Source organism: Kitasatospora sp. NPDC096147, from assembly GCF_044763225.1.
Taxonomy (GTDB): Bacteria; Actinomycetota; Actinomycetes; order Streptomycetales; family Streptomycetaceae; genus Kitasatospora.
Map to the genome: position 1 here is coordinate 16,998 of NZ_JBIWFX010000025.1, position 25,710 is coordinate 42,707.

Annotated in this window: 21 protein-coding genes; 10 read left to right on the forward strand and 11 right to left on the reverse strand. The window is 74.0% G+C overall.

All coding sequences use genetic code 11. The annotated features are described in order from the left end of the window. The first annotated feature begins 151 nt into the window (after positions 1–151). Positions 152–3,934 carry a beta-N-acetylglucosaminidase domain-containing protein gene (locus ACIRBX_RS37745; protein WP_402304865.1) on the forward strand — a complete coding sequence of 1,261 codons (3,783 nt, stop codon included), beginning with the start codon at positions 152–154 and terminating at the stop codon, positions 3,932–3,934. A 94-nt stretch (positions 3,935–4,028) separates the two neighbouring features. Here ACIRBX_RS37745 and ACIRBX_RS37750 read toward each other — a convergent pair whose 3' ends face one another. The 5 genes from ACIRBX_RS37750 to ACIRBX_RS37770 form a co-directional block, all read right to left on the reverse strand. Continuing rightward, positions 4,029–5,732 (reverse strand): AMP-binding protein, encoded by a 1,704-nt coding sequence (locus tag ACIRBX_RS37750; RefSeq protein ID WP_402304868.1) that lies wholly within the window; start codon positions 5,730–5,732, stop codon positions 4,029–4,031. Next, a complete protein-coding gene (locus ACIRBX_RS37755; protein ID WP_402304870.1) occupies positions 5,729–7,603 on the reverse strand; it encodes an FAD/NAD(P)-binding protein in 1,875 nt (624 codons plus the stop codon). The genes ACIRBX_RS37750 and ACIRBX_RS37755 overlap by 4 nt, the downstream gene beginning before the upstream one ends. Beyond that, positions 7,600–8,946: a methylaspartate mutase gene (locus ACIRBX_RS37760; RefSeq protein ID WP_402304872.1), complete on the reverse strand. Its 1,347-nt coding sequence runs from the start codon at positions 8,944–8,946 to the stop codon at positions 7,600–7,602. The genes ACIRBX_RS37755 and ACIRBX_RS37760 overlap by 4 nt, the downstream gene beginning before the upstream one ends. Next, the gene (locus ACIRBX_RS37765; protein WP_402304875.1) at positions 8,943–9,425 is read right to left on the reverse strand and encodes a cobalamin B12-binding domain-containing protein; all 483 of its coding nucleotides are present in this window, start codon (positions 9,423–9,425) and stop codon (positions 8,943–8,945) included. Before ACIRBX_RS37765 ends, ACIRBX_RS37760 begins: the two co-directional genes overlap by 4 nt. An 83-nt stretch (positions 9,426–9,508) precedes the next feature. Next, on the reverse strand, positions 9,509–9,928 hold the full coding sequence (locus ACIRBX_RS37770; protein ID WP_402304877.1) for a cupin domain-containing protein: 420 nt from the start codon (positions 9,926–9,928) through the stop codon (positions 9,509–9,511). Between the two features lie 225 nt (positions 9,929–10,153). On the opposite strand from ACIRBX_RS37770, the gene ACIRBX_RS37775 reads away from it, so the two are divergent. Beyond that, a complete protein-coding gene (locus ACIRBX_RS37775) occupies positions 10,154–11,089 on the forward strand; it encodes a LysR family transcriptional regulator (protein WP_402304880.1) in 936 nt (311 codons plus the stop codon). A gap of 416 nt (positions 11,090–11,505) precedes the next feature. Here the strand turns inward: ACIRBX_RS37775 and ACIRBX_RS37780 are convergent, their stop codons facing one another. The 5 genes from ACIRBX_RS37780 to ACIRBX_RS37800 all read right to left on the reverse strand — a co-directional run bounded on the left by ACIRBX_RS37780 (position 11,506) and on the right by ACIRBX_RS37800 (position 14,681). Beyond that, positions 11,506–11,682 carry a hypothetical protein gene (locus ACIRBX_RS37780; protein WP_402304883.1) on the reverse strand — a complete coding sequence of 59 codons (177 nt, stop codon included), beginning with the start codon at positions 11,680–11,682 and terminating at the stop codon, positions 11,506–11,508. Between the two features lie 104 nt (positions 11,683–11,786). Continuing rightward, positions 11,787–12,977: an NAD(P)/FAD-dependent oxidoreductase gene (locus ACIRBX_RS37785; RefSeq protein ID WP_402304885.1), complete on the reverse strand. Its 1,191-nt coding sequence runs from the start codon at positions 12,975–12,977 to the stop codon at positions 11,787–11,789. After that, the gene (locus ACIRBX_RS37790) at positions 12,974–13,168 is read right to left on the reverse strand and encodes a ferredoxin (RefSeq protein ID WP_402304887.1); all 195 of its coding nucleotides are present in this window, start codon (positions 13,166–13,168) and stop codon (positions 12,974–12,976) included. The genes ACIRBX_RS37785 and ACIRBX_RS37790 overlap by 4 nt, the downstream gene beginning before the upstream one ends. Before the next feature lie 76 nt (positions 13,169–13,244). Beyond that, positions 13,245–14,162, reverse strand: coding sequence for a pyridoxamine 5'-phosphate oxidase family protein (locus ACIRBX_RS37795; protein ID WP_402304890.1), 918 nt, complete (start codon positions 14,160–14,162; stop codon positions 13,245–13,247). Positions 14,163–14,225: 63 nt separating this feature from the next. Continuing rightward, the gene (locus ACIRBX_RS37800; protein WP_402304991.1) at positions 14,226–14,681 is read right to left on the reverse strand and encodes a VOC family protein; all 456 of its coding nucleotides are present in this window, start codon (positions 14,679–14,681) and stop codon (positions 14,226–14,228) included. A gap of 165 nt (positions 14,682–14,846) precedes the next feature. On the opposite strand from ACIRBX_RS37800, the gene ACIRBX_RS37805 reads away from it, so the two are divergent. Next, positions 14,847–15,425, forward strand: coding sequence for a CGNR zinc finger domain-containing protein (locus tag ACIRBX_RS37805; protein WP_402304893.1), 579 nt, complete (start codon positions 14,847–14,849; stop codon positions 15,423–15,425). 233 nt (positions 15,426–15,658) lie between these two features. On the opposite strand, the gene ACIRBX_RS37810 is transcribed toward ACIRBX_RS37805, so the two are convergent. After that, positions 15,659–16,231, reverse strand: a complete 573-nt coding sequence (locus ACIRBX_RS37810) for an HNH endonuclease (protein WP_402304896.1) — start codon at positions 16,229–16,231, stop codon at positions 15,659–15,661. Between the two features lie 779 nt (positions 16,232–17,010). Here ACIRBX_RS37810 and ACIRBX_RS37815 point away from each other — a divergent pair. The 7 genes from ACIRBX_RS37815 (at position 17,011) to ACIRBX_RS37845 (ending at position 25,466) form a co-directional block, all read left to right on the forward strand. Then, on the forward strand, positions 17,011–18,096 hold the full coding sequence (locus tag ACIRBX_RS37815; RefSeq protein WP_402304993.1) for a mechanosensitive ion channel family protein: 1,086 nt from the start codon (positions 17,011–17,013) through the stop codon (positions 18,094–18,096). A 238-nt stretch (positions 18,097–18,334) separates the two neighbouring features. Beyond that, positions 18,335–19,549 carry an ROK family transcriptional regulator gene (locus tag ACIRBX_RS37820; RefSeq protein ID WP_402304995.1) on the forward strand — a complete coding sequence of 405 codons (1,215 nt, stop codon included), beginning with the start codon at positions 18,335–18,337 and terminating at the stop codon, positions 19,547–19,549. Positions 19,550–19,765: 216 nt separating this feature from the next. Beyond that, the gene (locus ACIRBX_RS37825; RefSeq protein WP_402304898.1) at positions 19,766–21,115 is read left to right on the forward strand and encodes an ABC transporter substrate-binding protein; all 1,350 of its coding nucleotides are present in this window, start codon (positions 19,766–19,768) and stop codon (positions 21,113–21,115) included. Between the two features lies 1 nt (position 21,116). Beyond that, positions 21,117–22,076 carry a carbohydrate ABC transporter permease gene (locus tag ACIRBX_RS37830; protein WP_402304900.1) on the forward strand — a complete coding sequence of 320 codons (960 nt, stop codon included), beginning with the start codon at positions 21,117–21,119 and terminating at the stop codon, positions 22,074–22,076. Then, the gene (locus ACIRBX_RS37835; RefSeq protein WP_402304902.1) at positions 22,076–22,960 is read left to right on the forward strand and encodes a carbohydrate ABC transporter permease; all 885 of its coding nucleotides are present in this window, start codon (positions 22,076–22,078) and stop codon (positions 22,958–22,960) included. Before ACIRBX_RS37830 ends, ACIRBX_RS37835 begins: the two co-directional genes overlap by 1 nt. Beyond that, on the forward strand, positions 22,960–24,249 hold the full coding sequence (locus tag ACIRBX_RS37840; RefSeq protein WP_402304904.1) for a 6-phospho-beta-glucosidase: 1,290 nt from the start codon (positions 22,960–22,962) through the stop codon (positions 24,247–24,249). The genes ACIRBX_RS37835 and ACIRBX_RS37840 overlap by 1 nt, the downstream gene beginning before the upstream one ends. A gap of 98 nt (positions 24,250–24,347) precedes the next feature. Next, positions 24,348–25,466 (forward strand): N-acetylglucosamine kinase, encoded by a 1,119-nt coding sequence (locus ACIRBX_RS37845; protein WP_402304907.1) that lies wholly within the window; start codon positions 24,348–24,350, stop codon positions 25,464–25,466. Positions 25,467–25,710 lie beyond the last annotated feature (244 nt).

Here is a 25,710-nt window from a genome sequence, read left to right on the forward strand (position 1 = left end):
TCACCGCCCTCCGGGCGGCACGGGCGGCACGGGGGCCACACTGTGGGCGGATGCACAGTGCCGCATAGCGGACATAGTGGGCGGGGGCGTTGACACCGTTTCGGCTTGCTGATGGGGTGTGCCGCCGGGGGTCGTGGGCGAGGAGGGTCCTGTGCAGGCTCGGGTGTCGGTGGCCGCCGGAAGGATGCTGCGGCAGCAGATCGAGCAGAGTGCGGCCCTCCGTGACGTGCTGTACCACCCGGCGGCGCTGGCCGCCCGCAGGGCCACCGCGCGGACGGCCCGTCAGCTGGCGCCCAAGGCGGCGGACCGGCTGATCGCGGACATCAAGGGCACCGCCCCGCTGCTGGCGTCGGTACGGGCCGAGCGGCGGCAGCCGCCGGGGCCGCGGCGGGCCGCGCTGCGGGTGGCGGCGACGCTGTCGGCGGCGGCCGTGGTGGGCGGGCTGCTGGTGGCCGCGCCGGGTACGGCGTCCGCGGAGCCCTCGCCGGGGCGGCCGGTGAGCACGGCGGCCCGGACCCCGGTCGGTGATCTGGCGAACCCTCAGGTGTACCCCAGGCCGCAGCAGTTGATCCCGGGCGGGCAGCCGGTCGCGGTGCCGGCCGCGGTGCAGCTGGTGGTGGCGGAGAAGGCGGACCGCCCGGCGGTGGACCTGCTGCGGGAGCTGCTGTTCGCGGCCGGGGCGACCGAGGTCACCCCGCTGCCGGGCCCGCCGGAGCGGACGGCCCCGGGGAGCCTGACGGTGTACGTGGGCGGGCCGGCGGAGCTGGCCGGCGGAGCGGCCGACCGGGCGCTGCGCGAGCTGGCCGCGGCGGCGGGGCGCAAGGACACCGAGGGGCTGTCGTTCGACGGACTCCCGCCCGGTGGTTACCTGCTGACGGTGGGCCAGGTGCCCGGCGAGGGCGGCCCGCGCGGCACGGTGGTGCTGGGCGGGGCGGACCAGGACGGCACCTTCCACGCGGTGCAGAGCCTGCGGCAGCTGCTCGCCCCGGCCCCGGGCGGGACGGGCTTCGCGTTCCCGGGCGTGGCGGTGCGGGACTGGCCGTCCGGCGCGCCGGTGCGGGGCATCGCCGAGTCGTTCCACGGCACCGCGTGGACCACCGACCAGCGGATCGAGCAGATCGGCTTCCTCGGCCGGACCAAGCAGAACTTCTACCTCTACGCCCCGGGCGGCGACCGCTACCGGCTCTCCCGCTGGCGCGACCCGTACCCGGCGCAGGAGGCCGAGGACCTGCGCCGGGTGGCCGAGGCCGCCCGGCAGAACCACGTGACGCTGGGCTACTCGATCGATCCGGGCCAGTCCTTCTGCTACAGCTCCGGCAAGGACGTGGACGCGCTGCTGGCCAAGCTGGCCGGGCTGCGGGAGCTGGGCTTCGAGGCGTTCCAGCTGGAGTTCCTGGACGTCTCCTTCGACGAGTGGCACTGCGGCACCGACCGGCGCGGCTTCGGCACCGGGCCGGAGGCGGCGGCGAAGGCGCAGGCCGCGCTGGTCGGCAAGGTCCGGGAGCGGCTGACCAAGGGGAAGCTGCCGCTGACGGTGGTGCCGACGGACTACCAGAAGGCGGCCGTCTCGCCGTACCGCAGGGCGCTCACGGCCGCGCTGCCGCAGGACGTCCAGGTCGCCTGGAGCGGGGGCGCGGTGATCCCGGCGAAGGTCTCGGGCGCGGCCACCGCCGAGGCGGCGAGGGCGGCCGGCCGGCCGCTGGTCACGCTGGACGGCTACCCGGCCAACGACTCGGCGCCGGAGCGGCTCTTCCTGGGTGCCTACCAGGGCCGGGAGGCCGGGGTGGCGAGCGGCTCCGCGGTGCTGCTGACCGCCGCGATGGAGCAGCCGGTGGCCTCCCGGGTGCCACTGGCCACCGCAGCGGACTTCGGCTGGAACCCGGGCGGCTACCAGCCGGCCGAGTCCTGGCGGGCCGCGCTGCGTCCGCTGGCGGGGACGCCGGAGGGCTTGGCCGCGCTCACCGCGCTGGCCGGGCACAGCAGTTCGTCGGTCCTGGCCAAGGGCGAGTCGGGCTACCTGACCCCACTGGCCGAGCGGTTCTGGGCGGCGCTGGAGCCGAGCGGCGGGGCCGCTCCGGACCCGGCCAGGCTGACCGAGGCGGCCGGGCCGCTGCGGGACGCGTTCGCCACCATGGCGGGTGCCCGGCGGGCGCTGGCCGCCGAGCAGGTCGGCGTGGAGGCGGACGCCTGGCTGGCCGAGCTGTCCGGGTACGGCCGGGCCGGGCTGGCGGCGGTGGACATGCTGCTGGCCCAGCGCGGCGGGGACGGGGCGGCGGCCTGGCAGCACCGGGTCGCGCTGCGCGGTGAGCGGGAGCTGCTGGGGCAGGCCGGTGTCACGGTCGGTGCCGGGGTGCTCGACGCGTTCCTGGACCGGGCGGTGCGGGCCGCCGACAGCTGGTCGGGGGTGACCACCGGGCCGCTCTCGGCCACCTCGACGCTGGGTACCGCGCACGACCACCGGCCCTCGCTGATGACCGACGACTCGCCCGACACCTTCTACTGGACCTCGGCCCCGCCGCAGACCGGCGACACCATCGGCCTGGACCTCGGACCGGGCCGCCCGGTGGGCACCGTCACGGTGCTGATGGGCAGCCGGGGCGAGGGGCCGGACGCGAGCAGCGCGGCCGGCGACTTCCTGCGCGAGGGCGTGCTGGAGTACACCACCGGAGAGGGCGGCTGGCGGCCACTGGCCGATCTGAACGGCCGTCAGGACCTCACCGTCACGGTGCCGGCCGGGGTGGTGGCCAAGGCCGTCCGGCTGCGGGCCACCGCCGGGCAGAAGACGGCCGTCGCGGTCCGCGACTTCCGGGTGACGGCCCCCGACGAGACCCCGGCGACGGTGACCGGCGGCCCGCTGGCCGAGCCCGGCTCCTCGGCCGACGCGGTGCTGGACGGGAACGCGGACACCGCCTTCCGGGCGGCCACCGCCCCGGAGGCCGGGGACGCCCCGCTCACCGTGGAACTGGGCGCGGCCAGGCCGCTGGACCGGGTCACCGTGCTGACCGACCCGACGGTGCGGGCCACCGGCACGGTGGAGCTGGCCCAGCCGGACGGCAGCTGGGTGCAGGTCGGCACGGTCGGCCCCGGGTGGAACGAACTGGCCGCCGGCGGACGGCAGGTGACGGCGATCCGGCTGAACTGGGCACCGGGCGGCGAGCCGCCGGTGGTGAACCAGATCGTGCCCTGGTACCAGGACACCCCGGCCGCCCGGCTCTCGCTCTCCGTCCCGGTGCTGGACGTGATCGCGGGTGCGGCCACCCCGGCGCAGGCCGGTGCGGTGCTGGAGTCCGGCCGTCCGGAGGTGGTCACCGGGCAGCTCACCACCGAAGTGCCGGCGGTGGCCCAGGGCCTGACGGTGGCCCCGGTGCCCGACCCGTCGGTGCCGCGCGGCGGCCGGATCGGCGTCCCGCTCCAGGTGGCCGCGGCGGCCGGCACCCCGACCGGGACGTACCAGGTCCCGGTGGTCTTCACCGCCGGCGGCGTGACCGTCCGTCAGACCCTCGCCGTCCGGGTGGTGCCGCCGACCGGCGGGCCGGACCTGGCCCGGCGCTCGACCGCCACCGCCTCCGGCGAGGACTCGGCGAAGACGCCCGCCACGGCGGTCAACGACGGGGACCCGAAGACCCGCTGGAGCGCGCCCGCGCAGGACGACGCCTGGGTGCGGCTGGAGCTGCCGGAGCCGGTGCGGCTGGGCTCGGCGGTGCTGTCCTGGGAGAGCGCCCACGCCTCGGCGTACCGGCTGGAGACCTCACCGGACGGGGTCGCCTGGACCACGGTGGCCACCGTGGCGGACGGCCGGGGCGGCACCGAGACGGTGCGCTTCGACGCGCCGGACACCCGCTACCTGCGGGTGCAGGGGGTCTCCCGGGCCACCAAGTACGGCTACGCGCTGAGCTCGGTGCAGCTCTACGGGGTGAGCGCGCCGACCCCGTGAACGGCGGGAGCCGCGCCGCCCCCGTCGGTTCAGGGGGTCGGCGCGGCCCGGTGGTCCGGTCGGCGCGGCCCGGCCGGGGCCGGGCGACGGGGCGTCAGTTCGCCACCGCCAGGTCGGCCAGCCGGTGCTCCCGGTGGCCCAGGGTGCCCAGGGTGCGCAGCTCGGCCCGGCGGATCTTGCCGGAGACGGTGGTCGGCATCCCGGCCACGAACTCCAGCACCTTGACCCACTTCTCGGCCGGCAGCTCGGCCCGGACCCGCTCGAACAGCAGCTCGGCGGCGTCGGCCCGGCCGTCCCACCCGGGGGCGAGCTTGACGAAGGCCTTCGGGATCCACATCCCGACCGGGTCCGGCACCGGCACCACGGCGGCCTGCTCGACGGCCGGGTGGCCCAGCAGCACCCGCTCCAGCTCCAGCGGGGAGATCCGGTAGTCGAAGGACTTGAACATGTCGTCGTCGCGGCCGACGTAGCGCAGCTCGCCGTCCTCGCCCAGGCTGACCAGGTCACCGGTGTGGTACCGGCCGCCGGCGAAGGCCGCCCCGGTCCTCTTCTGGTCGCCGGCGTAGCCGACCATGATGCCGACCGGACGGACCGTCAGGTCCAGGCAGAGCTCGCCGACCCCGCCGGGGGCGACCGGCTCGCCGGTCCTCGGGTCCACCACCACCGGGCGGTAGCCGGGCAGCGGACGGCCCATCACACCGGGCTGTGGGCGGCGGCCGGGGGTGTGGCCGATCTGGCCGGTGGTCTCGGTCTGGCCGTAGCCGTCCCGGACGTACACCCCCCAGCTCCGCTCGACGGTGGCGATCAGGGTGGCCTCCAGCGGCTCGCCCGCACAGGTCGCCTCGCGGAGCGTGCCGGGGGCCGCGCCCAGGCCCTCGGCCAGCAGGCCGCGCCAGACCGTCGGCGGGGCGCAGAAGGTGGTGACGCCCTGCTCCCGCAGGGTGGTCAGGACGGCGTCGGGGGTGGAGAGCGCGGAGTCCAGCACCACGATGGTGGCCTCGGCGTTGAACGGGACGAAGAAGGAGCTCCAGGCGTGCTTGGCCCAGCCGGGGGCCGAGATGTTCAGGTGCACGTCGCCGGGGCGGACCCCGTTCCAGTACATCCCGGAGAGGTGGCCGACCGGGTAGCTGGTGTGGGTGTGCAGGACCATCTTCGGGCGGGAGGTGGTGCCGGAGGTGAAGTAGACGAACAGCGGGTCGTCGCCCCGGGTCGGGCCCTGCGGCTCGAAGCTGTCGGGGGCCACCTCGGAGTCCCGGTAGTTCGCCCAACCGGGCACCCGGGCACCGGTGTTGATCCTGGTCCAGCCGCCCGGCAGATCGGCGAAGCGCTCGGTCAGCGCGTCCTCGGTGAGCACGTGGCAGACCTTGGCGCGGTCCAGCCGGTCGGCCAGGTCGTCGGCGGTGGCGGTGGCGTAGGTGGGGACCACCACCGCGCCGAGCTTGATCGCGGCCAGCATGGTCTCGTAGAGCGGGAGGCGGTTGTGCAGGGCGAGCAGCAGGCGGTCGCCGCGCCGCACCCCCAGCGAGCGGAGCCAGGTGGCCACCTGGTCGGAGCGGCGGGCCAGCTCGCCGTAGGAGACCTCGCGGGCCGGGCCGTCGCCCAGCAGCCGGAGTGCGGTCTGCCCAGGGTGCTCGGCGGCGATCACGTCGAACCAGTCGAGTGCCCAGTTGAACTGCGGCAGGTGCGGCCAGTGGAACTGCTCGCGGGCGGCGTCCAGGTCGTGGGCGTTGTCCAGCAGGACGTCCCGGGCGGCGCGGAAGGCGGCGGTGGCGGCGGGGTTGCGGCCGGCGGTGGTCACAGGGCACCTCCCACGGTGGCGGTCTCGGCGGTCAGGGTCAGGGTGGCGGCGGCGCGGTCCAGCATGGCGGCGGCGATCGAGTCGGCGTCGCGGCGGAAGAGCGTGTTCAGGCCCGGCTTGCCGCTGCCGACCTGGGTGAACCAGCGGGTGTGCTCGGTCGGGATGCCCAGCGCGTACAGGTCGCAGCGGATCAGGCCGTCGGCGCCGATCACCCGGAACGGGGCCTCGGTGACGTTCAGCCCGCCGGTGGCGTGGGAGTCGCCGGTGACCGGGTCGGTCATCACGTACTCGCTGATCAGGCCGTCGGCCAGCAGCGCGGCGGTGAGCGGGGAGGTGTCCTGGTGCACGTCCGGGGTGGGGATCCGGGCGTCCACCAGGACCTCGGCGTGGTGCACCGAACCGGTCACCTGCGGGGAGGAGATCCGGAACCGGCCGGCCGCCTCGTCAGCGGCGAACTCGCTGGCGGGACCGACCACTTCGACCACCCCGGCCTCGATCAGCGCCACCAGCTGCTCCACCCGCTCGATCGGAGGTCCGGCCGAGAGCAGGGAGTTGACGGGGAGGAACTTCCGCTGGAACTCCACCACGTGGGAGTCGGGCTGAAGGCCGCCGAAGTCGACCGCCTCGCGCACCACGTTGCGGATGTCGCGCAGGACGTCGAGGGCGGACTTGAGCGGACCGTCCGCGTTGCCGAGCCTGGCCGCATCGAGGTCCTCCCGCATGACGTCCAGCAGTTCGGCGCGGAAGGCCTCCGGGCCGGCGTACTCCTTGCCCCGGAACGGGCGGGCCAGCGCGTCCAGGTCCAGCGGGGGCAGCGGGGCGCCGCCGGCCCGGGCCTGCGAGTCGGCGCGGACCGCCTCGATCTCCTGGAGCAGCAGCGGCAGGACGTCCTCGTCGAAGCGGAGCAGGCCGCTGCCGCCGGCCTCGATCCGGCGCTTGCGGGCGTCGGCCACCGCGGCCGAGGTGAGGAAGCGCGGCTTGTGGCTGTGGTCGGGGTTCTTCTGGTTCCGGCCCCGGGCCGGGATCGGCAGGCCGCTGCGCGAGCCGGTGACGATCCTCGGCTCCAGACCGCTGGGCAGGTAGCGCAGCTCGCCGTCCGCGCCGGTGGCGAAGGTGCCGCCGCGGCCGACGGTCAGGCTGAGCATCACGTCGTAGAAGGACAGGCCGAGGCCGCGGATCGCCACGGTGGAGCCGGGGCGGACGGTCTCCTGGTCGAGCGCCATGTCGGCGGCCGAGTCCCCGGCCAGGTAGGCCAGGCCCGGGTGGCGGTCGGCGAAGGAGAACATCGCCCGCTCGAAGGCGTCCGCCCGGTTGGCCGGGTGGCCGGTGGCCAGTAGCAGCTGGTCGACCTCCAGCAGGTGCGGGGCGGCGTCCAGTTGGAGCAGGTAGCCGCCCTCGGCGGCCGGGGTGGCCCGGGTCACCCGGGCCTTGACGGGGAGTAACTCGACCCGCTCGGGGAGGTGCTCGGCGATCGAGCGGTAGACCGCCTGCTGGTACTGGCCGTAGCGCTGCCGGGAGGCGTAGTCGTCCGGGCCGAGCAGCGGCTCGCCGCGGGTCCGGGCCCGCTCGGCGATCCACTGGCCGAGCGAGGGGCCGGCGCCGGGGCGGGCCGGCCCGCCGTCCGGCTCGCCGGAGTACATGGTGACCTGGCCGACCACGGTGTTCATGGTGAACCAGTCGTCCTGGTCGGTGCGCCAGACCCGGCCGGAGCCGACCTCGACCGCGTCGATCAGGTGGATGCGGACCTGACGGCCGCTCAGTTCGCCGTCGTTCAGCCGGGCGGCGAGGCGCTCCAGCACCGAGAGGCCGCGCGGGCCGGAGCCGACGATGCCGAGGACGAGCGGGGTCCGGGAGGTGCGGTCGGTGGTCACTTGGCGTCCTCGGCGTTCGCGGTGGCGGTGGTCAGGGCGGTGGGGCGGTTGAAGTCGCGCTCCAGGGCGGCGAGGTCGAAGCCGCGCTGGACGTGGGAGAGCATGCCGAGGAAGTCGTCGGCGCCGAGCCGGGCCGAGCCGGCCGGCCTGGTCGCCGCGATCGGCATCCGGCCGGTGGAGAGCCACTGGAGCCGGCCGTCCCCGTCGATGTAGCTGCGGGCCCGCTGGGCGTTGTCGGCGTGCAGGCAGAAGGGCACGTCCAGGTAGCCCTTCTGGAAGGCCTTGCGGAGCGCCTGGCCGATGTCCGGGTCGAGCTCCAGGACCGCCTCGACCAGGCTGCGGGCCTCGGCGTACACCGGGTTGTCGGTGATCGAGCCGGGCTGCGGGAGCACGCCCTCGGAGGCCCGGGCCGCCTCGCCGAGGGCGAGGATGTTGTCGGCCACGGTGGGGATCCGGTGCGCCTCGGCCGGGGTCTTCACGATCAGCCGCTCGGCGCCGGTGGTGCGGGCCAACGCGGCGCTGCCGCGCAGCAGTTCGAGCGCGCCGGCCTCGGTGCGGGGGAAGACCCCCATGTAGGAGTAGAGCACCACGTGCCACTGGGTGTCGCCGAGGTACTGCCCGGCCAGGTGGCGCAGCGCCGCGATGGCGTCCACGTCCTGGTCGAAGCTGGTGCCCTGGGCGTAGCTGAGCGAGATGCTGGTCAGCCCGCGCTGGCGGAAGAACATCCCCTCCAGGGCGGAGATCGCCACCAGCAGGCCGGGCGGGCAGAGCTGCCCGAGCATGCAGCCGCCGAAGCTCTCCAGGTGGGCGCCGTGCACCCGCTCGGCGAGCAGCTCGCAGCTGGCCGCCCAGGCGTCCACCGCCTGGGCCAGCGGGGTGCGGCTGTAGGGCAGGCAGTAGGAGACCGGCCCGCCCTCGGTGGCGTCCAGGCCGGCGTCCAGCAGGGCCTGCACGATGCCCAGCGGGAGCGGGGAACCGTGCCGGACCTGGATGGCGAACTCCGGGGCACCGATCGCGGCCAGCATCTCCCGGGTGACGTCGGCGCCGTGCGCCACGATCGGGAAGCCGTTCAGGTCCGAGCCCTCGCGCAGGGCCTTGCGGGCCGAGTCGTGGTCGCCGACCCGGGTGTAGCTGTCGAGGGTGATGGTGCCGACCGTGGTGGCGTCGGCGGCGGCCACCGCCCGGAGGCCGCCGAGCATCACCGGGACGCTCGGCATGCCCATCCGGGGCTGGACCACCAGCCGCCCGGCGGCAGCAGCAGCGGCGACGGTGTCGCCGAACGGGGCGGTGGAGAGCAGGCGGCGGACGCCGCCCGCCGGGGCGGTGGGGGTCAGGGTGGTCATGCCGCTCCTCCGACGATCGCGACCGGCTTCGGGGCCTCCAGGTAGCGGCGGAAGTCCGCCACCCCCTCCCCGTCCTCGAACACCGCGGTGAAGCCCGCGGCCATCAACTCGGCGCCGTAACCGCCGCCTTCACCACCCCGGATGCCGAGCTTGCCGCCGATCACCACCGGCAGGTCGGCCAGGTCGGCCTCGTCCCGCAGCCGGCCGATCATCCGCCGGCCGTCCAGGAATCCGTGGCCGTTGACGCTGCTCACCACGACCATGTCGGGGTTGTGGCGGCGGCACTCGGAGATGAGCAGCTCGTCCGGGACGCAGGCGCCGATGTTGACGACCTCGTGGCCCATCTCCTCCAGCAGCAGCTGCAGGAAGACGAGGTTCCAGGTGTGGGAGTCGGAGGAGACGCTGGAGACCAGGACCCGGCGTCCGCTGCCGGCGCGGGGGGCCGGCCGTGTCGTCCCGGTCGGGGTGAGCGATGACATGGGCTTCTCTCTGACGAGTCTTCGGGTGGGATGCGCGGAGGGGCCGGTGGGGCGGTGTTCGGCGGTGCGGTGCTGACGGAGGGTCAGGAGGCGAGGGCCGCCGCCCCGACCGGGCGGATCGGGTGCTGCGGGGTGCGCGGCGAGGCCGGCCGGGTGCGGATCGCCAGCACGGTGCAGCCGTCGGCGCTGGACATCTGGTGCTGGGTGCCCGGACCCTCGACGATCAGGTCGCCCTTGGTGTAGGAGTCACCGTCGCTGTGGTCCAGCTGACCGTCCAGGACCAGCATCAGTTCGTATCCGAGGTGCTCGTGGAAGTCACCGTGCGCCGTGGGCGGGAAGCGGAGCAGCAGGCCGACCGACTCCTCGCCGGTCTCGGCGTCCGGGGCCCACAGCACGTGGTGCTCGACGCCCGCGCGGCCCGGCTCGGACCAGGTGGACCATTCGATGTCGGTGAGCTCGAATCCGCTGCGGAAGACGTTCTTGATGAACTCGATCTCGCTCATGGATTTCCCTCCGGGGTATTGTCAGGATTCCGGCCGGGGCTTTTCTCTTCCATTTCCCCCGGCCTGAGACAAATCTATGACCCGGCGGTGCCCCTGGCCCCCCGGGCTTCCCGATGGGACGGCACGCGGGAAGCCGATGGCAGGTGACACAGTCAGCTGTCGTGGCTGTGGGGCAGGTGTGCGTTCACGCAGGATGAAGGGAACTCGATAGCGAGAGGAGGCGCAGTGGACATAGCCATGTACCAGCTGCGGACTTTCTGGGAAGTCTCGCGTCTGCAGAGCATCACCAAGGCGGGCCGCAAGCTCGGCTACTCGCAGTCCACCATCACCGCGCACGTCCGGGTGCTGGAGGCCCAGGTGGGCACCCCGCTGTTCCAGCGGCTGCCGCACGGGGTCCGGCTCACCGAGGCCGGCCAGATCTTCCACGGCTACGCGGCCCGGATGCTCTCGGCGGTGGACGAGCTCTCCGCCGCGCTGGCCGAGAACGGCGAGGTCACCGGGCAGGTGTCGGTGGGGGCGACCGGCTCGCTGGTGGACCGTGAGGTGTCCCGGCTGATCTGGGAGGCCCGGTACCGCTACCCCCGGGTCACCGTCTCCCCGCTCAGCATGCTCTCCACCCGCATCCCGGAGGAGGTCGCGGCCGGTCGGCTGGACCTGGGCCTGATGATGACCAGCACCGCCGAGCCCTCCGAGCCGCCGCCGGCCGGGGTGATCCGGGAGCGGCTGCACGAGCTGGACCTGGTCTGCATCGGCTCGCTCGGGCTGCCGAGCGCCGACGGCGAGCCGGTCGGGCGGCTGCGGGAGGCCCGGATTCTCCAGGTGGACTCCGGCTGCCCCTCCCAGGAGCAACTGCAGAGCGCGCTGCAGGACCAGTACGGCTTCACCCTCGACGTGATGTCGGCCGGATCGGTCGGCAGCGCGCTCGGGCTGATGCGCAGCGGTCCGTTCATCGCGGTGCTGCCGGAGCTGTCCGTGGCCCGTGAGGTGGAGCTGGGCTCGGTGGTGCTCCAGGAGCAGCTGCCGAGGATGCGGCGGGCGGTCTGGATGCTCTGGCGCGACCAGGCCTGGCAGCCGGCCGCGATGGTGGCCCTGCTGGAGCTGGCCCGCCGGGTCGGTCAGCTGACCAGCGAACCCGTGGGCGCGTCCTCCGCGTCGTCCTGAGACCGCAGAACGCTCGGGGTCCCGGCAGGCCGATCGGCCTGCCGGGACCCCGAGCGGTCCGGCGGGGGCGCGGGGGGGGGGCCCCCCCCCCGCGGGGGGGGGCGGCCCCCCCGCGGGGGGCGCCCCCCCGCCGGGGGGCGGGGGGGGGCCCCGGGGGCCGCCCCCCCCCCCGGGCACCCCGAGCGTTCGTCGTGCGGAGCGATTGGGGGTGCCGCCTGGACGGGGCAGTGGCAACCGTGCGCTCCGCCGCGTGGCCGGGCGTCGCCGAAGGACCTTCCCGCCCGATGCCGGGCGAGGAGGGCGCGTGCTCCGGCAGCGACCACCCGCCGCCGTCAGGACGACAGCCCCCTGGCGGCGGGCCGCCGGCTCGGCCCTGAGCCGGGCGTCCTCCCGCTCCGGCTCCTCCGGCCGGGTGGTCAGCGGATCCCGTCCCTGGTGGACCGGGGCGCGGTGTGCCGGCTGCGGTTCCGGTCGGAGGCCGCGACCTCGATCACCAGCACCCGCTCCGGCACCCCCGGGTTGTCCTTGAGCTGTTCGGCGATGCGGCCATCGGCATTTCCGATAACGAACAGGAATGGCTTTTTTTCCAGCATTTCAAGGCGCCTGACAAGTCGTCCGAGAATTTCTTCCGAAGCCCATCGGGCCGCTCCGGAGAGATTCCTTCCGAAAACACTCCGGAGCGCGCCGGGGAAATCGCCTAGCGGAGCAGTGCCTCGTGGAGTTCGCGCCGGTATCCGGCCAGTCGGCCGACCCGGTTCACGGTCAGCGCGCCGACCAGCCGGCCCGCCCGGTGGTAGGCGATCTCCAACCGGCGCCCCGGCAGGTCGTGCTCCAGCACCTCGGCCCGGTCGGCGAAGGCCGGCAGGCCGACCGAGTGGAGCTTCACCCCGTGCAGGTCGGACCAGAACGAGGGCACCCCGGTGAAGGGCTGCGGCTCGTCCGGGTGCAGCAGGGTGTGCGCGGCGGTGGCCGCCTGCTCCACCGCGTTGCTCCAGTGCCCGAGCGTCACCCGGGCACCACCGGCGAGCGGGTGCGGCCAGCGCACCACGTCACCCGCCGCCACCACGCCGGGCAGCACCGAACCGTCCGCCCGCAGCGCCCGCAGGTACGGATCGCAGTCCAGTCCGCCGTCCGGCGCCAGGCCGGCGCCGGCCAGCCACCCGGTGTGCGGCACCGCACCGAGGGCCAGCACCGCGAGGTCCGCCGGGAGTTCGGTGCCGTCGGAGAGCGTCACCCCGGTCAGGCCCGGCTCGCCGTGGAAGGCCGTGACGGTGACTCCGGTGCGCAGCACGATCCCCGACTCCCGGTGCAGCTCGGCCAGATAGCCGCCGGCCTCGGCGCCGACCGCCCGGGCCAGCGGCTGCTCGGCGGCCTCCACCAGGGTGACCTCCAGCCCGCAGGCGCGGGCGGTGGCCGCGATCTCGCCGCCGAGGAACCCGGCGCCGACCACCACCAGCCGCCGTCCGGCTCGCAGACCGGCCCGCAGCGCGACGGCATCGTCCCGGCCGCGCAGGGTGTGCACCCCGGCCGGCACCGGGCCGTGCCAGCCCCGGGCCGCCGCCCCGGTGGCGATCACCAGGCCGTCCCAGCCGAGCTCCTGACCGTCCGCCAGCTTCACCGTGCGGCCGTCCGGGTCGAGCCCCACGGCCGGGACGCCGGTCAGCCACCGGGCCCCGAGACCGTCCGGCAACCGCAGGGTGGTGGACTCGGCCGGGTCGTCGGTGGCCAGCTGACGCTTCGACAGCGGCGGCCGGTCGTACGGGAGGTGCGGCTCGGCCCCGACCACGGTCAGTTCGCCGTCGAAGCCGCCGGCCCGCAGCCGGTCGGCCGCCCGCAGACCGGCCAGCGAGGCGCCGACCACCAGCACCCGGCGCAGGGCCCCGGTCACAGCGCGGGGGTGAGGTCGATGGCACGGACCGGGCAGACGGCGGCGGCCTGCTCGACCACCCCGCGCAGGTCGTCCGAGGGCTCGCCCTCGTAGCGCAGGAAGTCGTCCTCGTCGAAGGAGAACACCTCGGGCGCGGCGAAGACGCACTGGCCGTGGCTCTCGCAGAGCTTCATGTCGACGGTGATCCGCATGGCAGGACTCCTCGGGCAGGACGACGGGGCGGTACGACGGGTGGTTCGGCTGACGGGCGGCTCGACTGACGGGGGCTCAGGCGACCGGGGGATTGAAGCGGGAGAAGTCCGGGGCGCTCCAGCGCAGCGGCGCCGCGTCGGTGACCTCGCGGACGGCGGCGATCTCGAACTCCACCAGGCGCTGGGCGCCCGGGACGGCGGCGATCTGCTCGGCGTCCCAGACCGTGCGGGCGCTACCGGTGAGGTGCAGTGCGGAGCCGGACTCCCAGCCGGGCACCACGAGGCCGGCGGCCGGGTTGAGTTCGAGGTTGCCCAGGGTCAGGAACATCGCGTTCCCGGCGTAGTCCGGCCAGCGCAGCCGGGTGGGCGAGAGCACCCGGAGGAAGCCGGGATTGCCGCCCCGGTGCGAGGCGTCGGCGTCGCCGCCGTCCGAGGCGGTGGCCACGAAGAAGGTGTCCGCCTCCCGGATCCGGCGCTGCTGGCCCTCCGTCAGGGCGGCCGAGTCGACCGCCCGGGGCACGCGGCCGGCCTCCGGCCCCTCGGGGGCCGGCCGGTGGTGCTCGCGCTTCTGGATGTACTTGGGGCAGTTGGCGATCACCTGGTCGAGCTCGATCCGCAGGCCCTCGCCGGCCGGGACGGAGCGGCCGTTCATCCGCATCCGGCGCCGGGTGGCGGGCTCGATGGCGATCATGCCGACCCGGGCCGGACCGGCCAGCAGGCCGGACAGCGGGTCCGCCGGGCCGGGGCGGGCGGCGACGGTCAGCGTCCGCTCGTCCTCGGCCCGGAGGAATCCGGGAGCGCCGGTCAGCTGGGTGGCCCAGATCCGGCCGTCGGCGTCGGTGCCGCCGACGATGACCATCGGCTGGCCGGCGAGGAACTCCGCGGCGACCGGCGGGATGACGGCCCCGATCGCCCGCAGCGAGAGGCCGGCCTGCTCGGCCAGGGCCGCGCGCCGCTGAACGGCGAGCTCCCCGCGGTGGTAGGTGGTGGCCACGGTCGGTGTCCTTCCGGTCGTTCGGTCCGGGCCGGCGGCGGGCCGGCCGGGGTGCGGGCCGGCTTAGAAGAAGCCGCAGGTCGGCGCGCCGGCGGTGGGGGCCTGCTCGCCCTCGGCGCCGGACGGGGTGAAGATCTCCAGCCGGATGCCGTCGGGGTCGGTGAAGAAGATGCCGCCGGAGGAGGCACCCTCACCGTGCGGGACCACGCCCTCGTAGGCGAACTCCGCGCCCAGGTCGCGCAGCACGGCCTCGGCGCTCCGGACCTCCTCGACGGTCTCCACCTGGAAGGACAGGTGGTGCAGGCCGGCCGCACCGGACGGGAACGCCATGGTGCTCTGCTGCCAGAGGGTGACGAGCAGCTTTCCGTCCCGACCGAGGAAGGCGTAGCGGCGGTCCGCCTCCTTGCTCTCGCCGAGCACCTCGAAGTCGAAGACCTTCGCGTAGAAGGCGATCGACCGGTCCAGGTCCGTGACGTTCAGGCCCACGTGGCCGGTCTGCAGCGACTTGAAGTTGCCCATCGTCATCACACGCCTTCGCTGAGCGGCCGGAGCTCTCCCCCAACCATTGAAATGGACTTTAGGAGTTAGGTTCAAGATCCGTCAACCGGCTACCTTCTGTTTGCCGGTTAGGCTTGCTACCGTTGCCCCTTCCGCCGCGCACGTGAGGACGTGAGGAGGAGCCCGATGCCCCAGCCGATCCCACCCGGCCCGGCCGACCCGCGCCCGCTGGCCGGCGAACCGCTCGCCATCGACCTGCTGAACACCCGCTGGAACACCCCGAACGGTCCGCAGGACCTGCTCGGCACCGTCGGCGGGCTGGCCGTCTGGCTCGACTCCCCGACCGTCCGGCAGGCCCTGGCCGACGGCGCGCCGCCGGCCGGCGAGGACGTGCTGGAGTGCCTGCGGCAGGCCCGGGAGGCCATCGCGGCGGCCGTGGAGGCCCCGCAGGACCCCGCCGCGCACGCCCGACTGAACGAGGTGCTGGCCCACGGCCGGATCCGCCGGCTGCTCACCGCACAGGGTCCGGCCGGCACCGTGGAGACCGACTCCCCCGCCTGGCTGCCCGCCTGGACGGCGGCCGAGAGCTACCTGCACCTGCTCGGCGACCGGCCCGAGCGGATCCGCCCCTGCGCCAACCCCGGCTGCGTGCTGCACTTCTACGACGTCTCCAAGAACGGCACCCGCCGCTGGTGCTCGATGTCCGGCTGCGGGAACCGGGCCAAGGCGTCCCGGCACTACGCCCGGCACGGCGGCGGCTCCTGAACGGCTCTGCGCGCCGGCGGGTCGGCAGTCATGCCGCCGACGCTAGGCAGCCGTACCCCCGGCGCTCCACCGGACGGCCGTCACTCCGTCAGATCCGGCACCTCCCGGGGCCCGGACACGCGGCGGGCCGCCGTACCGCCCGCGCTGCGGGTGGTGCGGCGGCCCATGAGGCGTACCGAGGCGGTGGCCCGGGTGAGTGGTGACGGCCGGCGGACCGGCGCCCTGACGACCGGTCAGGCGGAGAGCGGCTCCGGCTCGCCGCGCCGGTGGCTATGGTCGTGGTGCTCGTACTCGCGGAACTGCTCGGTGGCCCCGTACGGCTCCAGGTAGGGCCGCCAGCGCGGGTCCTTGATGCCGGTGCCGATGATCCGCCAGGCCAGGCCGGTGGGCGGGGCGGGCGGACGCTTCATCCGCCAGCCGAGCTCGGTCAGGTGACGGTCGGCCTTGGTGTGGTTGCAGCGGCGGCAGGCCGCCACCACGTTGTCCCAGCGGTGCTGGCCGCCCCGGCTGCGCGGGATCACGTGGTCGACGCTGGTGGCGGCGGCCCCGCAGTAGACGCAGCGACCGTGGTCCCGGGCGAACAGCGCCCGGCGGGTGAGCGGGACGGGGCCGCAGAACGGGACCCGGACGAAGCGGGTCAGACGGACGACGGACGGCGCCGGAACGGCGCTGGTGGCGCTGTGCAGTGTGATCCCGGAATCCTCCAGGCAGACCGCCTTGTGGTTGAGAACCAGGATGAGCGCGCGTCGCATCGAGACCACACCCAGCGGTTCGTACGACGCATTGAGGACCAGGACATGTGGCACGGAGGCCTCCTTGGACGCCTGCGGCGCGTGGCTCGCGCCGGGACGAGCGGTCGACCGCGGACGGTGGTCCGCCGCGATCTCCGACAAGTGTCGCCTCACGCCGTCGTGGGGCGCCACCACTCCTGCGAAACGGATCCGATGTGGGTTCCGTCATACCCGGTATGCCCAGCCACCTCGCGCTTCCCACCCCGGCACTCCCCCGACCGGACCACCGGGACGACCCGGCGGGAGCCATCGGGCCCCGCCGAACGCGGCGGGCGGGCGGCCGGGCGGGTGCGGCGGGCGGGCGCGGCGGGCGGGCGCGGCGGGCGGGGCTCGGGGAACTGCGCGCTGCGGAGGGAGGCAGTCGGGGTGCCGGGTGCGGAGGATCACGTGCAGGCGCAGGCCCGTACCCGGCCCGCGGGTCAGCGCCCACCGCCGGAGGCAGGTCACCGCCTGCCCGGCCGGAGCCCGGCGTGCCGCCCCGGCCGGCCCACCGCCCGGGGACGGGCCTGCGGCGCCTGCGGCGCAGCCCCGTCGCCCCGGGGGTACCACCGTCTCCCGGGAGCACCAGTGGGGAGCGCGCGCAGCGGCGTCAGCCCCGTGGCGCGATCCCGAGTGCGCCCTTCCGCGCAGGCCGGGAGGGCTGACGGACCGTCGGGGCCGCTCCCCGAGCCGGGCTAGGCTGGCGGTTCGCCCAGCCGTAGCACCGAGAAGGAAGGACTCCGCCCGTGACCGCCTCCGGCACGCTCGGCCTCCTCGCCGACGCCTCCCCCTCCCCCGGCCCGACGGACGACCCGCTGGTGAGGCTGCCCACCTCACCGACCGAGGCGGCGGAGGCCACCAAGCAGGCCACCGAGTGGGTCGGCCGCAGCTGGCAGGGCTGGCTGGAGAACGGCCTGCGGATCGTGCTGATCGTGCTGCTCGCCCTGGTGCTGCGCGCGGTGCTGCAGAAGATCATCACCAAGTTCATAGCGCGGATGGTGCGCCCGGCGGAGGGCGAGGCCGAGCCCGGCCGGATCGGCGGGCTGCTGGCCAACAGCGGGGTGGTCAACCCCGAGCGGCGCCAGCAGCGCTCCGAGGCGATCGGCTCGGTGCTGCGCAGCGTCACCTCCTTCGTGGTGCTGGGCACCGCCGCGCTGATGGTGCTCTCAGCCCTCGGGGTGAACCTGGCACCGCTGCTGGCCAGTGCCGGTGTGGCCGGTGTGGCGATCGGCTTCGGTGCGCGGAACCTGGTCACCGACTTCCTGTCCGGGGTCTTCATGATCATGGAGGACCAGTACGGCGTCGGCGACGAGATCGACACCGGCGTGGCCACCGGCACCGTGCTGGAGGTCGGCCTGCGGGTCACCAAGCTGCGTGGCGCGGGCGGTGAGATCTGGTACATCCGCAACGGCGAGGTGAAGCGGATCGCCAACATGAGCCAGGGCTGGGCCACCGCCTCGGTGGACGTCCAGGTCGGCTACAAGGAGGACCTGGCGAAGGTCGAGGAGCTGATCAAGGAGACCGCCGAGCGGCTCTCCAAGGAGTCCCCGTTCGACGAGCTGATCTGGGGTCAGGTCAAGGTCCTGGGGCTGGAGTCGGTGGCCTTCGACTCGGTGGTGCTCCGGGTCGAGGCCCGCACCGCGCCCGGCGACGCACTGCTGGTCTCCCGCACCCTGCGCCACCGGCTGAAGGCCGCGCTCGACGGCGCCGGGGTGAAGGTCAAGGAGGAGACCCCGACGGCTGCCGCCGCGGCGGCGGCCGCCGCGAGGTCCGCGGAGGCCGGCACCGCGACCGCCGCCGGGGCTGCCGCCGCGGCCGGCACCGCGCCCTCCGCGCTGGCCGACCCGACCTCCCCCGCCTCGCTGGCCACCAAGCCGATCCCCTCCCAGGGCACCGACTAGGAGACCGCCGTTCAGGACCCCGTCACCCCACCGGGCGACGGGGTCCTCGCGTACACCGAGGGGCGATCGGGCCGACACGCCGGGTGACGTCCCGGATAACGCTTCGGCAACCCGAGGCTGACACCCCGTTGACACCCCGTGGCCCGGCCGAATAGCTTCCTCCCAGGGATTGGAAACTTTCCTAACAGTCCAACGGGAGGCCCCGACCCACGAGGTCCGGGGCAGAGCAGGGAGGATTCTGGCTGTGACCGACAACACCCGCACCCCCCTGGCCGGCACCCCGAGCCTGCTGCGCGCGATCAACGACCGTGCGGCGCTGGAGCTGCTGCTGGCCCACGGCCCGCTCTCCCGCACCCAGATCGGCACCCTGACCGGCCTGTCCAAGCCCACCGCCTCGCAGCTGCTGGGCCGGCTGGAGAGCGCCGGACTGGTGATGCCGGTCGGCACCACGGCCGGTGGCCCGGGGCCGAACGCCCAGCTGTACCAGGTCAACCCGGCTGCCGGGTACGTGGCGGGGCTGGACGTGACGACCACGCACGTACGCGTCGCGGTGGCCGACATCACCGGCTCCACGCTGGCCGAGCGCACCACCCCGACCAAGGGGTGGCCGGCCGCCGAAGCGGTGGCCCGTACCGCCGGGGCCCTGGAGGAGACCCTCCGGGCCGCCGGGCTGGCACCGGGCAGCCTGCTGGAGACCGTGGTCGGCGTCCCGGGGGCGCTCGACCCGAACAGCGGGCGGCTGCGGTACGCCGCACACCTGCCGGGCTGGCACTCCCCCCGGCTGCTCGCGGAGCTGACCGAGGCGCTCGGCTCCAACGTCACCATCGAGAACGACGTCAACCTGGCCGCCATGGCCGAGCAGGCCTTCGGCGCCGCGCAGGGCAGCGAGGACTTCGTGCTGCTCTGGGCGGAGGAGGGCCTGGGCGCGGCCATCGTGATCGCCGGCCGGCTGCACCGGGGCTTCACCGGCGGCGCCGGCGAGGTCGGCTACATGCCGGTGCCCGGCTCCCCCGTGGTGCACCACCCCCGGAAGAACACCGGCGGCTTCCAGGACCTGGCCGGGGCCGACGCGGTGATCGCGCTGGCCCGTGAGCACGGCCTGGAGTTCACCGCCGACGACAGCACCGTCGAGGCGCTCGCGGAGGCCGCCGTGGCGGCCGCACTGCGGACCGAGGGAGCCGGCGACGACTTCCTCGACCTCCTGGCCGCGCGGCTGGCGGTCGGCCTGGCCGCCGTGGTCGCGGTGGTCGACCCGGAGCTGGTGGTGCTGGCCGGACGGACCGTGGCGGCGGGCGGGGACCGGCTCTGCGAGCTGGTCCAGGCCGAGCTGGCCCGGACCTCGGTGCCCCGCCCCGAGGTGCGCTCCAGCACCGTGCCCGGCTCCCCCGTCCTGCACGGCGCACTGCAACGCGCGCTGGCCACCGCCCGGGAGAGCGTCTTCACCACCCACTGACCGCCACCCACCGACCGCCACCCGCGCACCCCGCTCCGCCCACGCCACCGACGCGACCGGTACCACCCGCTCCACCGGGCTCCCCGACACCGGCCGCACCACCCGATCCGCCGTCACCATCTGCTCCGCCGTCACCGCCTGACCCACCGTCACCACGCCACCCGCCCGACCCACCGGGCGGTCCGGCCTGCCCGGATTCCCCCAGGAGGACCTTCGATGCGCTCCCCCCGCAGACCGTCCCGCGTACTGGCCGCCGTCACCGGCAGCGCCGTCCTGGCCCTGCTCGCCACCGCCTGCACCGGCACCAACGCCACCGGCGGCACCGACGACTCGGCCTCCGGCAAGGACGTCACCATCACCTTCTGGCACGGCTGGAGCCAGGAGAGCGAGACCAAGGCGATCGACGAGAACGTCGCCGCCTTCCAGAAGGCCCACCCGAACATCAAGGTCAAGGTCGTCCCGCGGATCGAGGACGACAAGGCCCAGCAGGCGCTGCGGGCCGGCGGTCCGGACGCCCCGGACGTGGTCTCCTCGTTCAGCACCGACAACGTCGGCAAGTTCTGCACCTCCAAGGTCTGGGTGGACCTCAACCCGTTCCTGAAGAAGGACTCCATCGACCCGGCCAAGACCTTCCCGGCCGCGATGCTCAAGTACAGCCAGTTCCAGGGCAACCAGTGCTCGCTGCCGCTGCTCGGCGACGCCTACGGCCTGTACTACAACAAGAAGGCCTTCGCCGAGGCCGGCATCACCGCGCCGCCGAAGACCTTCAGCGAGTTCGAGGCCGCCGCCGCCAAGCTGACGGTGGCCGACGGCGACTCGTTCAAGCAGCTCGGCTTCATGCCGAACTACCACGGCTACGAGACCGCCCTGCCGCACTACCTGAGCCAGTACGGCGTGGAGTACTTCGACGCCCAGGGCAAGTCCACCGTGCACACCGACCCGAAGGTCGCGCAGGCGCTGACCTGGCAGAAGGGCCTGGTCGAGAAGCTCGGCGGCTTCGAGAAGCTGGAGAAGTACCGCACCGGCTTCGGCGACGAGTTCAGCGCCAAGAACCCCTTCCACACCGGCCAGGTGGCGATGGCGCTGGACGGCGAGTGGCGGACCGCCGCGCTGGCCGAGGAGAAGCCGGACTTCGAGTGGGCCACCGCGCCGTTCCCGGTGCCGGACGACCAGGCCGCCAGCTACGGCAAGGGCTACCAGACCGGCACCATCATCGGCATCGCCCGGACCAGCCAGAAGCAGGCCGCCGCCTGGGAGTTGGTGAAGTACCTGACCACCGACACCGACGCGGTGGTGAACTTCGCCAACGCGATCCACAACGTGCCGAGCACCTTCGCCGCGCTGGACTCGCCGAAGCTGACCTCCGACGCCAACTTCAAGACCTTCCTCGACATCGCCAAGAACCCGGCCTCCAACGGCGCCCCGGCCTCCATCAACGGCGGTGCCTTCCAGGTCAGTCTGCAGAACTTCTCCTACGAGGTGGAGGCCGGCCGCGCCTCCGACCTCAAGGCCGGGCTGACCGCCGCGGCCAAGGAGATCGACGCGGCCGTCGACCAGGCCAAGTGACATGACGCTCCCCCTGACCACCGTCCCGGCGGCGCTGCGCAGCAAGCGCCGCCGGGAGGGCCTGCGCACCCTGGCGTTCCTCAGCCCCTGGCTGATCGGCTTCGCCGTGTTCTTCCTCTACCCGCTGCTCTCCACCGTCTACTTCTCCTTCATGCAGTACGACGGCTTCACCGCGCCGACCTTCGCCGGGCTGAAGAACTGGTCGTACGTCTTCAACGACTACCCCTCGTTCTGGCAGGGGCTGGGCAACACGCTCTGGCTGGTCGTGGTGATGGTGACCCTGCGGGTGGCCTTCGGCCTCGGCATCGGGCTGCTGATCACCAAGGTGAAGACCGGCGCGGGCCTGTTCCGCACGCTGTTCTACCTGCCCTACCTGGCCCCGCCGGTGGCCGCCACGATGGCCTTCGCCTTCCTGCTCAACCCCGGCACCGGCCCGGTGAACGACCTGCTCGGCAGCCTCGGCCTGCCGCAGCCCGGCTGGTTCACCGACCCGGACTGGTCCAAGCCGGCCCTCACCATGCTCGCCATGTGGGGCATCGGCGACCTGATGGTGATCTTCATGGCCGCCCTGCTGGACGTGCCGCGGGAGCAGTACGAGGCGGCCGAGCTGGACGGTGCCGGCCCGTGGCAGAAGTTCCGCTTCGTCACCTTCCCGAACATCACCCCGATCGTGCTGTTCGCGGTGGTCACCGGGGTGATCCAGACCATGCAGTACTACACCCAGGCGATCGTGGCCGGGAAGGTCGCCAGCGGCGTGATCGGCGGCTCCGGCCAGCAGTTCGAGCCGGGCTACCCGAACGGCTCCACCTGGACCCTGCCGCAGATGGTCTACAACCTGGGCTTCCAGCGCTTCGACACCGGCTCCGCCTGCGTGGTCGCGCTGGTGCTGTTCGCCCTGTCGATGGCGTTCACCGCCGTGCTGATGCGCCGGAAGTCCGGACTGCTGGGAAGTGAGGACTGATGGCCGCGACCGTCGCCGTACCGCTGACCCGCGAGGGCGCCGCGCTCCGGGTGGCCCGCCGCCGGGCCGTGCTGCACTGGGTGGCCGTCCACTCGACCGCCGTGGCGGCCGGGCTGTTCTTCGTGCTGCCCTTCGTCTTCGTGCTGCTCACCTCGCTGATGACGGACCGTCAGGCGCTCACCTCGGACCTCTGGCCGCACGAGTGGGTCTGGAGCAACTACGTCCAGGTCTTCCAGACCCCCGGCTTCCTGAGCTGGTGGCGCAACACCCTGCTGTACGCCGGGCTCGGCACCGTGCTGACCATCGTCTCCAGCGTGCCGGTCGCCTACGCGCTGGCCCGGTTCCGCTTCCGCGGACAGCGGCTGGCCCTGCTCGCGGTGATCTCGATGATGATGCTGCCGCCGCAGGTGGTGATCATCCCGATGTACCTGTTCTGGGCCAAGCAGCTGCACATGACCGGGACGCTCTGGCCTCTGATCATCCCGATGGCCTTCGGCGACGCGTTCTCGATCTTCCTGCTCCGGCAGTTCCTGCTGACCATCCCGAAGGAGTACGTGGAGGCCGCCCGGATCGACGGCTGCGGCGAACTGCGCACCCTGCTGCGGGTGGTGCTGCCGATGGCCAAGCCGGCCATCGCGGCGGTCGCGCTGTTCCAGTTCTTCTACTGCTGGAACGACTACTTCGGCCCGCAGATCTACGCCAGCGAGAACCAGGACGCCTGGACCCTCAGCTACGGCCTGGCCTCCTTCAAGGCGGCCCACCACACCAACTGGAACCTCACCATGGCCGCCACCCTGCTGGTGATGGCCCCGGTGATCGTCCTCTTCTTCTTCGCACAGAAAGCCTTCATCGAAGGCGTGACACTGACAGGGGTCAAGGGCTGATGTCCGCACTCAAGTTGGCGATCGTCGGTGGCGGTTCCACCTACACGCCCGAACTCATCGACGGGTTCGCCCGGCTCCGCGACACCCTGCCGATCGGCGAGCTGGTGCTGATCGACCCGGCCGCCGACCGGCTGGAGCTGATCGGCGGGCTGGCCCGCCGGATCTTCGCCAAGCAGGGCCACGACGCGGTGGTCACCACCTCCACCGACGTGGCGTCCGGCGTCCAGGGCGCGGACGCGGTGCTGCTCCAGCTCCGGGTCGGCGGTCAGGCCGCGCGCAACCAGGACGAGACCTGGCCGCTGGAGTGCGGCTGCGTCGGCCAGGAGACCACCGGCGCGGGCGGGCTGGCCAAGGCGCTGCGCACCGTCCCGGTGGTGCTGGACATCGCCGAGCAGGTCCGCCGGGCCAACCCGGACGCCTGGATCGTGGACTTCACCAACCCGGTCGGCATTGTCACCCGGGCGCTCCAGCAGGCCGGCCACAAGGCCGTCGGCCTGTGCAACGTGGCGATCGGCTTCCAGCGCAAGTTCGCCGCCCACCTGAACGTCGCCCCCGAGCTGGTCCGGCTCGACCACGTCGGCCTCAACCACCTCACCTGGGAGCGCGGCGTCACCCTGCTCGACGCCCCCGACGCGGCCACCGGCCGCGAGGTGCTGCCCGAGCTGCTGGCCGGCTTCGGCAAGGAGATCTCCGAGGACCTGCACCTGCCGCTCCCGGTGATCCAGCGGCTCGGCGTGGTGCCGTCCTACTACCTGCGCTACTTCTACCAGCACGACCAGGTGGTCGAGGAGCTGAAGGTGCAGGGCTCCCGGGCGGCGGCGGTCTCGGCGATCGAGGCCGAGCTGCTGGAGCTGTACGCCGACCCCACCCTGGACACCAAGCCGGAGCTGCTGAGCAAGCGCGGCGGGGCGTTCTACTCCGAGGCGGCGGTCCAGCTGATCGCCTCGTTGCTCGGCACCGACGGCCGCACCACCGTGCAGGTGGTCAACACCCGCAACGACGGCGTGCTGCCCTTCCTCCCCGACGACGCGGTGATCGAGGTGCCGGCCGAGGTGGACGCGGCGGGCGTCCGGCCGCTGCCGCAGCGACCGGTCGAGCCGCTGTACGCGGGCCTGATCGCCGGGGTCACCGCGTACGAGCATCTGGCGCTGGACGCCGCGCTGCGGGGCGGCCGGGACCGGGTCTTCGACGCGCTGCTGGCCCACCCGCTGGTCGGCCAGATCGAGCTCGCCGACCAGCTGACCGACCGTCTGATCGCCCACAACCGGGACCACCTGTCATGGGCGTGAGCGTTCCGGCGGGCGCGGGCCTGCCGACGGGTGTGAGCTTTCCCAGGCAGGCCGGGCCGGGGCAGTCGGTCCGGAACGCCCACAGCAGTGAGGATCCGATGCATCAGCACGGGCAGCACGAGCAGTCGGAGCAGCAGGACCAGCGGGCGCAGCAGGACCGGCAGGCGCAGGGGGCGCAGCAGGACCAGCGGGCGCGGCAGGACCAGCGGGCGCAGCAGGTCCGGCTCCCGGGGGTCCTGGCGATCGATGCCGGGAACAGCAAGACCGACGTCGCGCTGGTCGGCGCCGACGGCCTGGTGCTCGGCCGGGCCCGGGGCGGCGGCTTCCAACCGCAGAGCATCGGCGCGGAGGCGGCGATCGAGGGGCTGGCCCCGCTGGTCGCCTCGGTGGCCGCCCAGGCCGGCCTCGACCCGGCGGACGGCGTGCTGACCGGGCACGTCAGCGCCTGCCTCGCCAACGCCGACCTCCCGGTGGAGGAGCAGGCGCTGCTGGAGGCACTGGAGCGGCGCCCCTGGGGCGCCACCAACCACGTGGCCAACGACACCTTCGGCCTGCTCCGGGCCGGCACCGACGGCCCGCTCGGGGTCGCGGTGGTCTGCGGCGCCGGCATCAACTGCGTCGGCCTGCTGCCGGACGGCCGCACCGCGCGCTTCCCCGCGCTCGGCAAGCTGACCGGCGACTGGGGCGGGGGCGGCGGGCTCTCGTCCGAATCGCTCTGGCACGCCGTCCGGGCCGAGGACGGCCGGGGCCGACCCACCGCGCTGGCCCCGGCCATAGCGGCCCACTTCGGGCTGCCCACGGCCGGGGAGGTGGCCGAGGCCATCCACCTGGGCGAGCTCGACTACGGGCGGCTGCACGAGCTGGTGCCGGTGCTGTTCAAGATCGCGGCCGGTGGCGACCCGGTCGCACTGGAGCTGATCGACCGTCAGGCCGACGAGATCGTCCGCCTCGCGGTGGTCGCGCTGCGCCGCCTCGACCTGCTCGGCCGGGCCGCCCCGGTGGTGCTCGGCGGCGGCGTGCTGGCGGCCCGGCACCCGCTGCTGCTCGACAACCTCACCGCGCGGTTGGCCGAGGCCGCCCCGCTGGCCGAACCCCGCATCGTGGTCGCCCCGCCGGTCCTCGGCGCCGCCCTGCTCGGCCTCGACCACCTCAGCGCCACCCCGGCCGCCCAACAGCGGCTCCGGGACGCCTTCCCCACCCCCACCCTGGTGGGCTGACCGCACGACCCCGCGCTTCCCGCGCCCTCCCGCCGAAGGCGGACGGGGGCGCGGGGAACTGCGCGCGGCGGAAGAAAACGACCCGTGTGCCGGGTACGGACACCCACGTGCAAGTGACACTCCGCACCCGGCACACGCCTCCGCACCTTCCCGCCGAAGGCGGACGGGGGCGCGGGGAACTGCGCGCGGCGGAAGAAAACGACCCGTGTGCCGGGTACGGACACCCACGTGCAAGTGACACTCC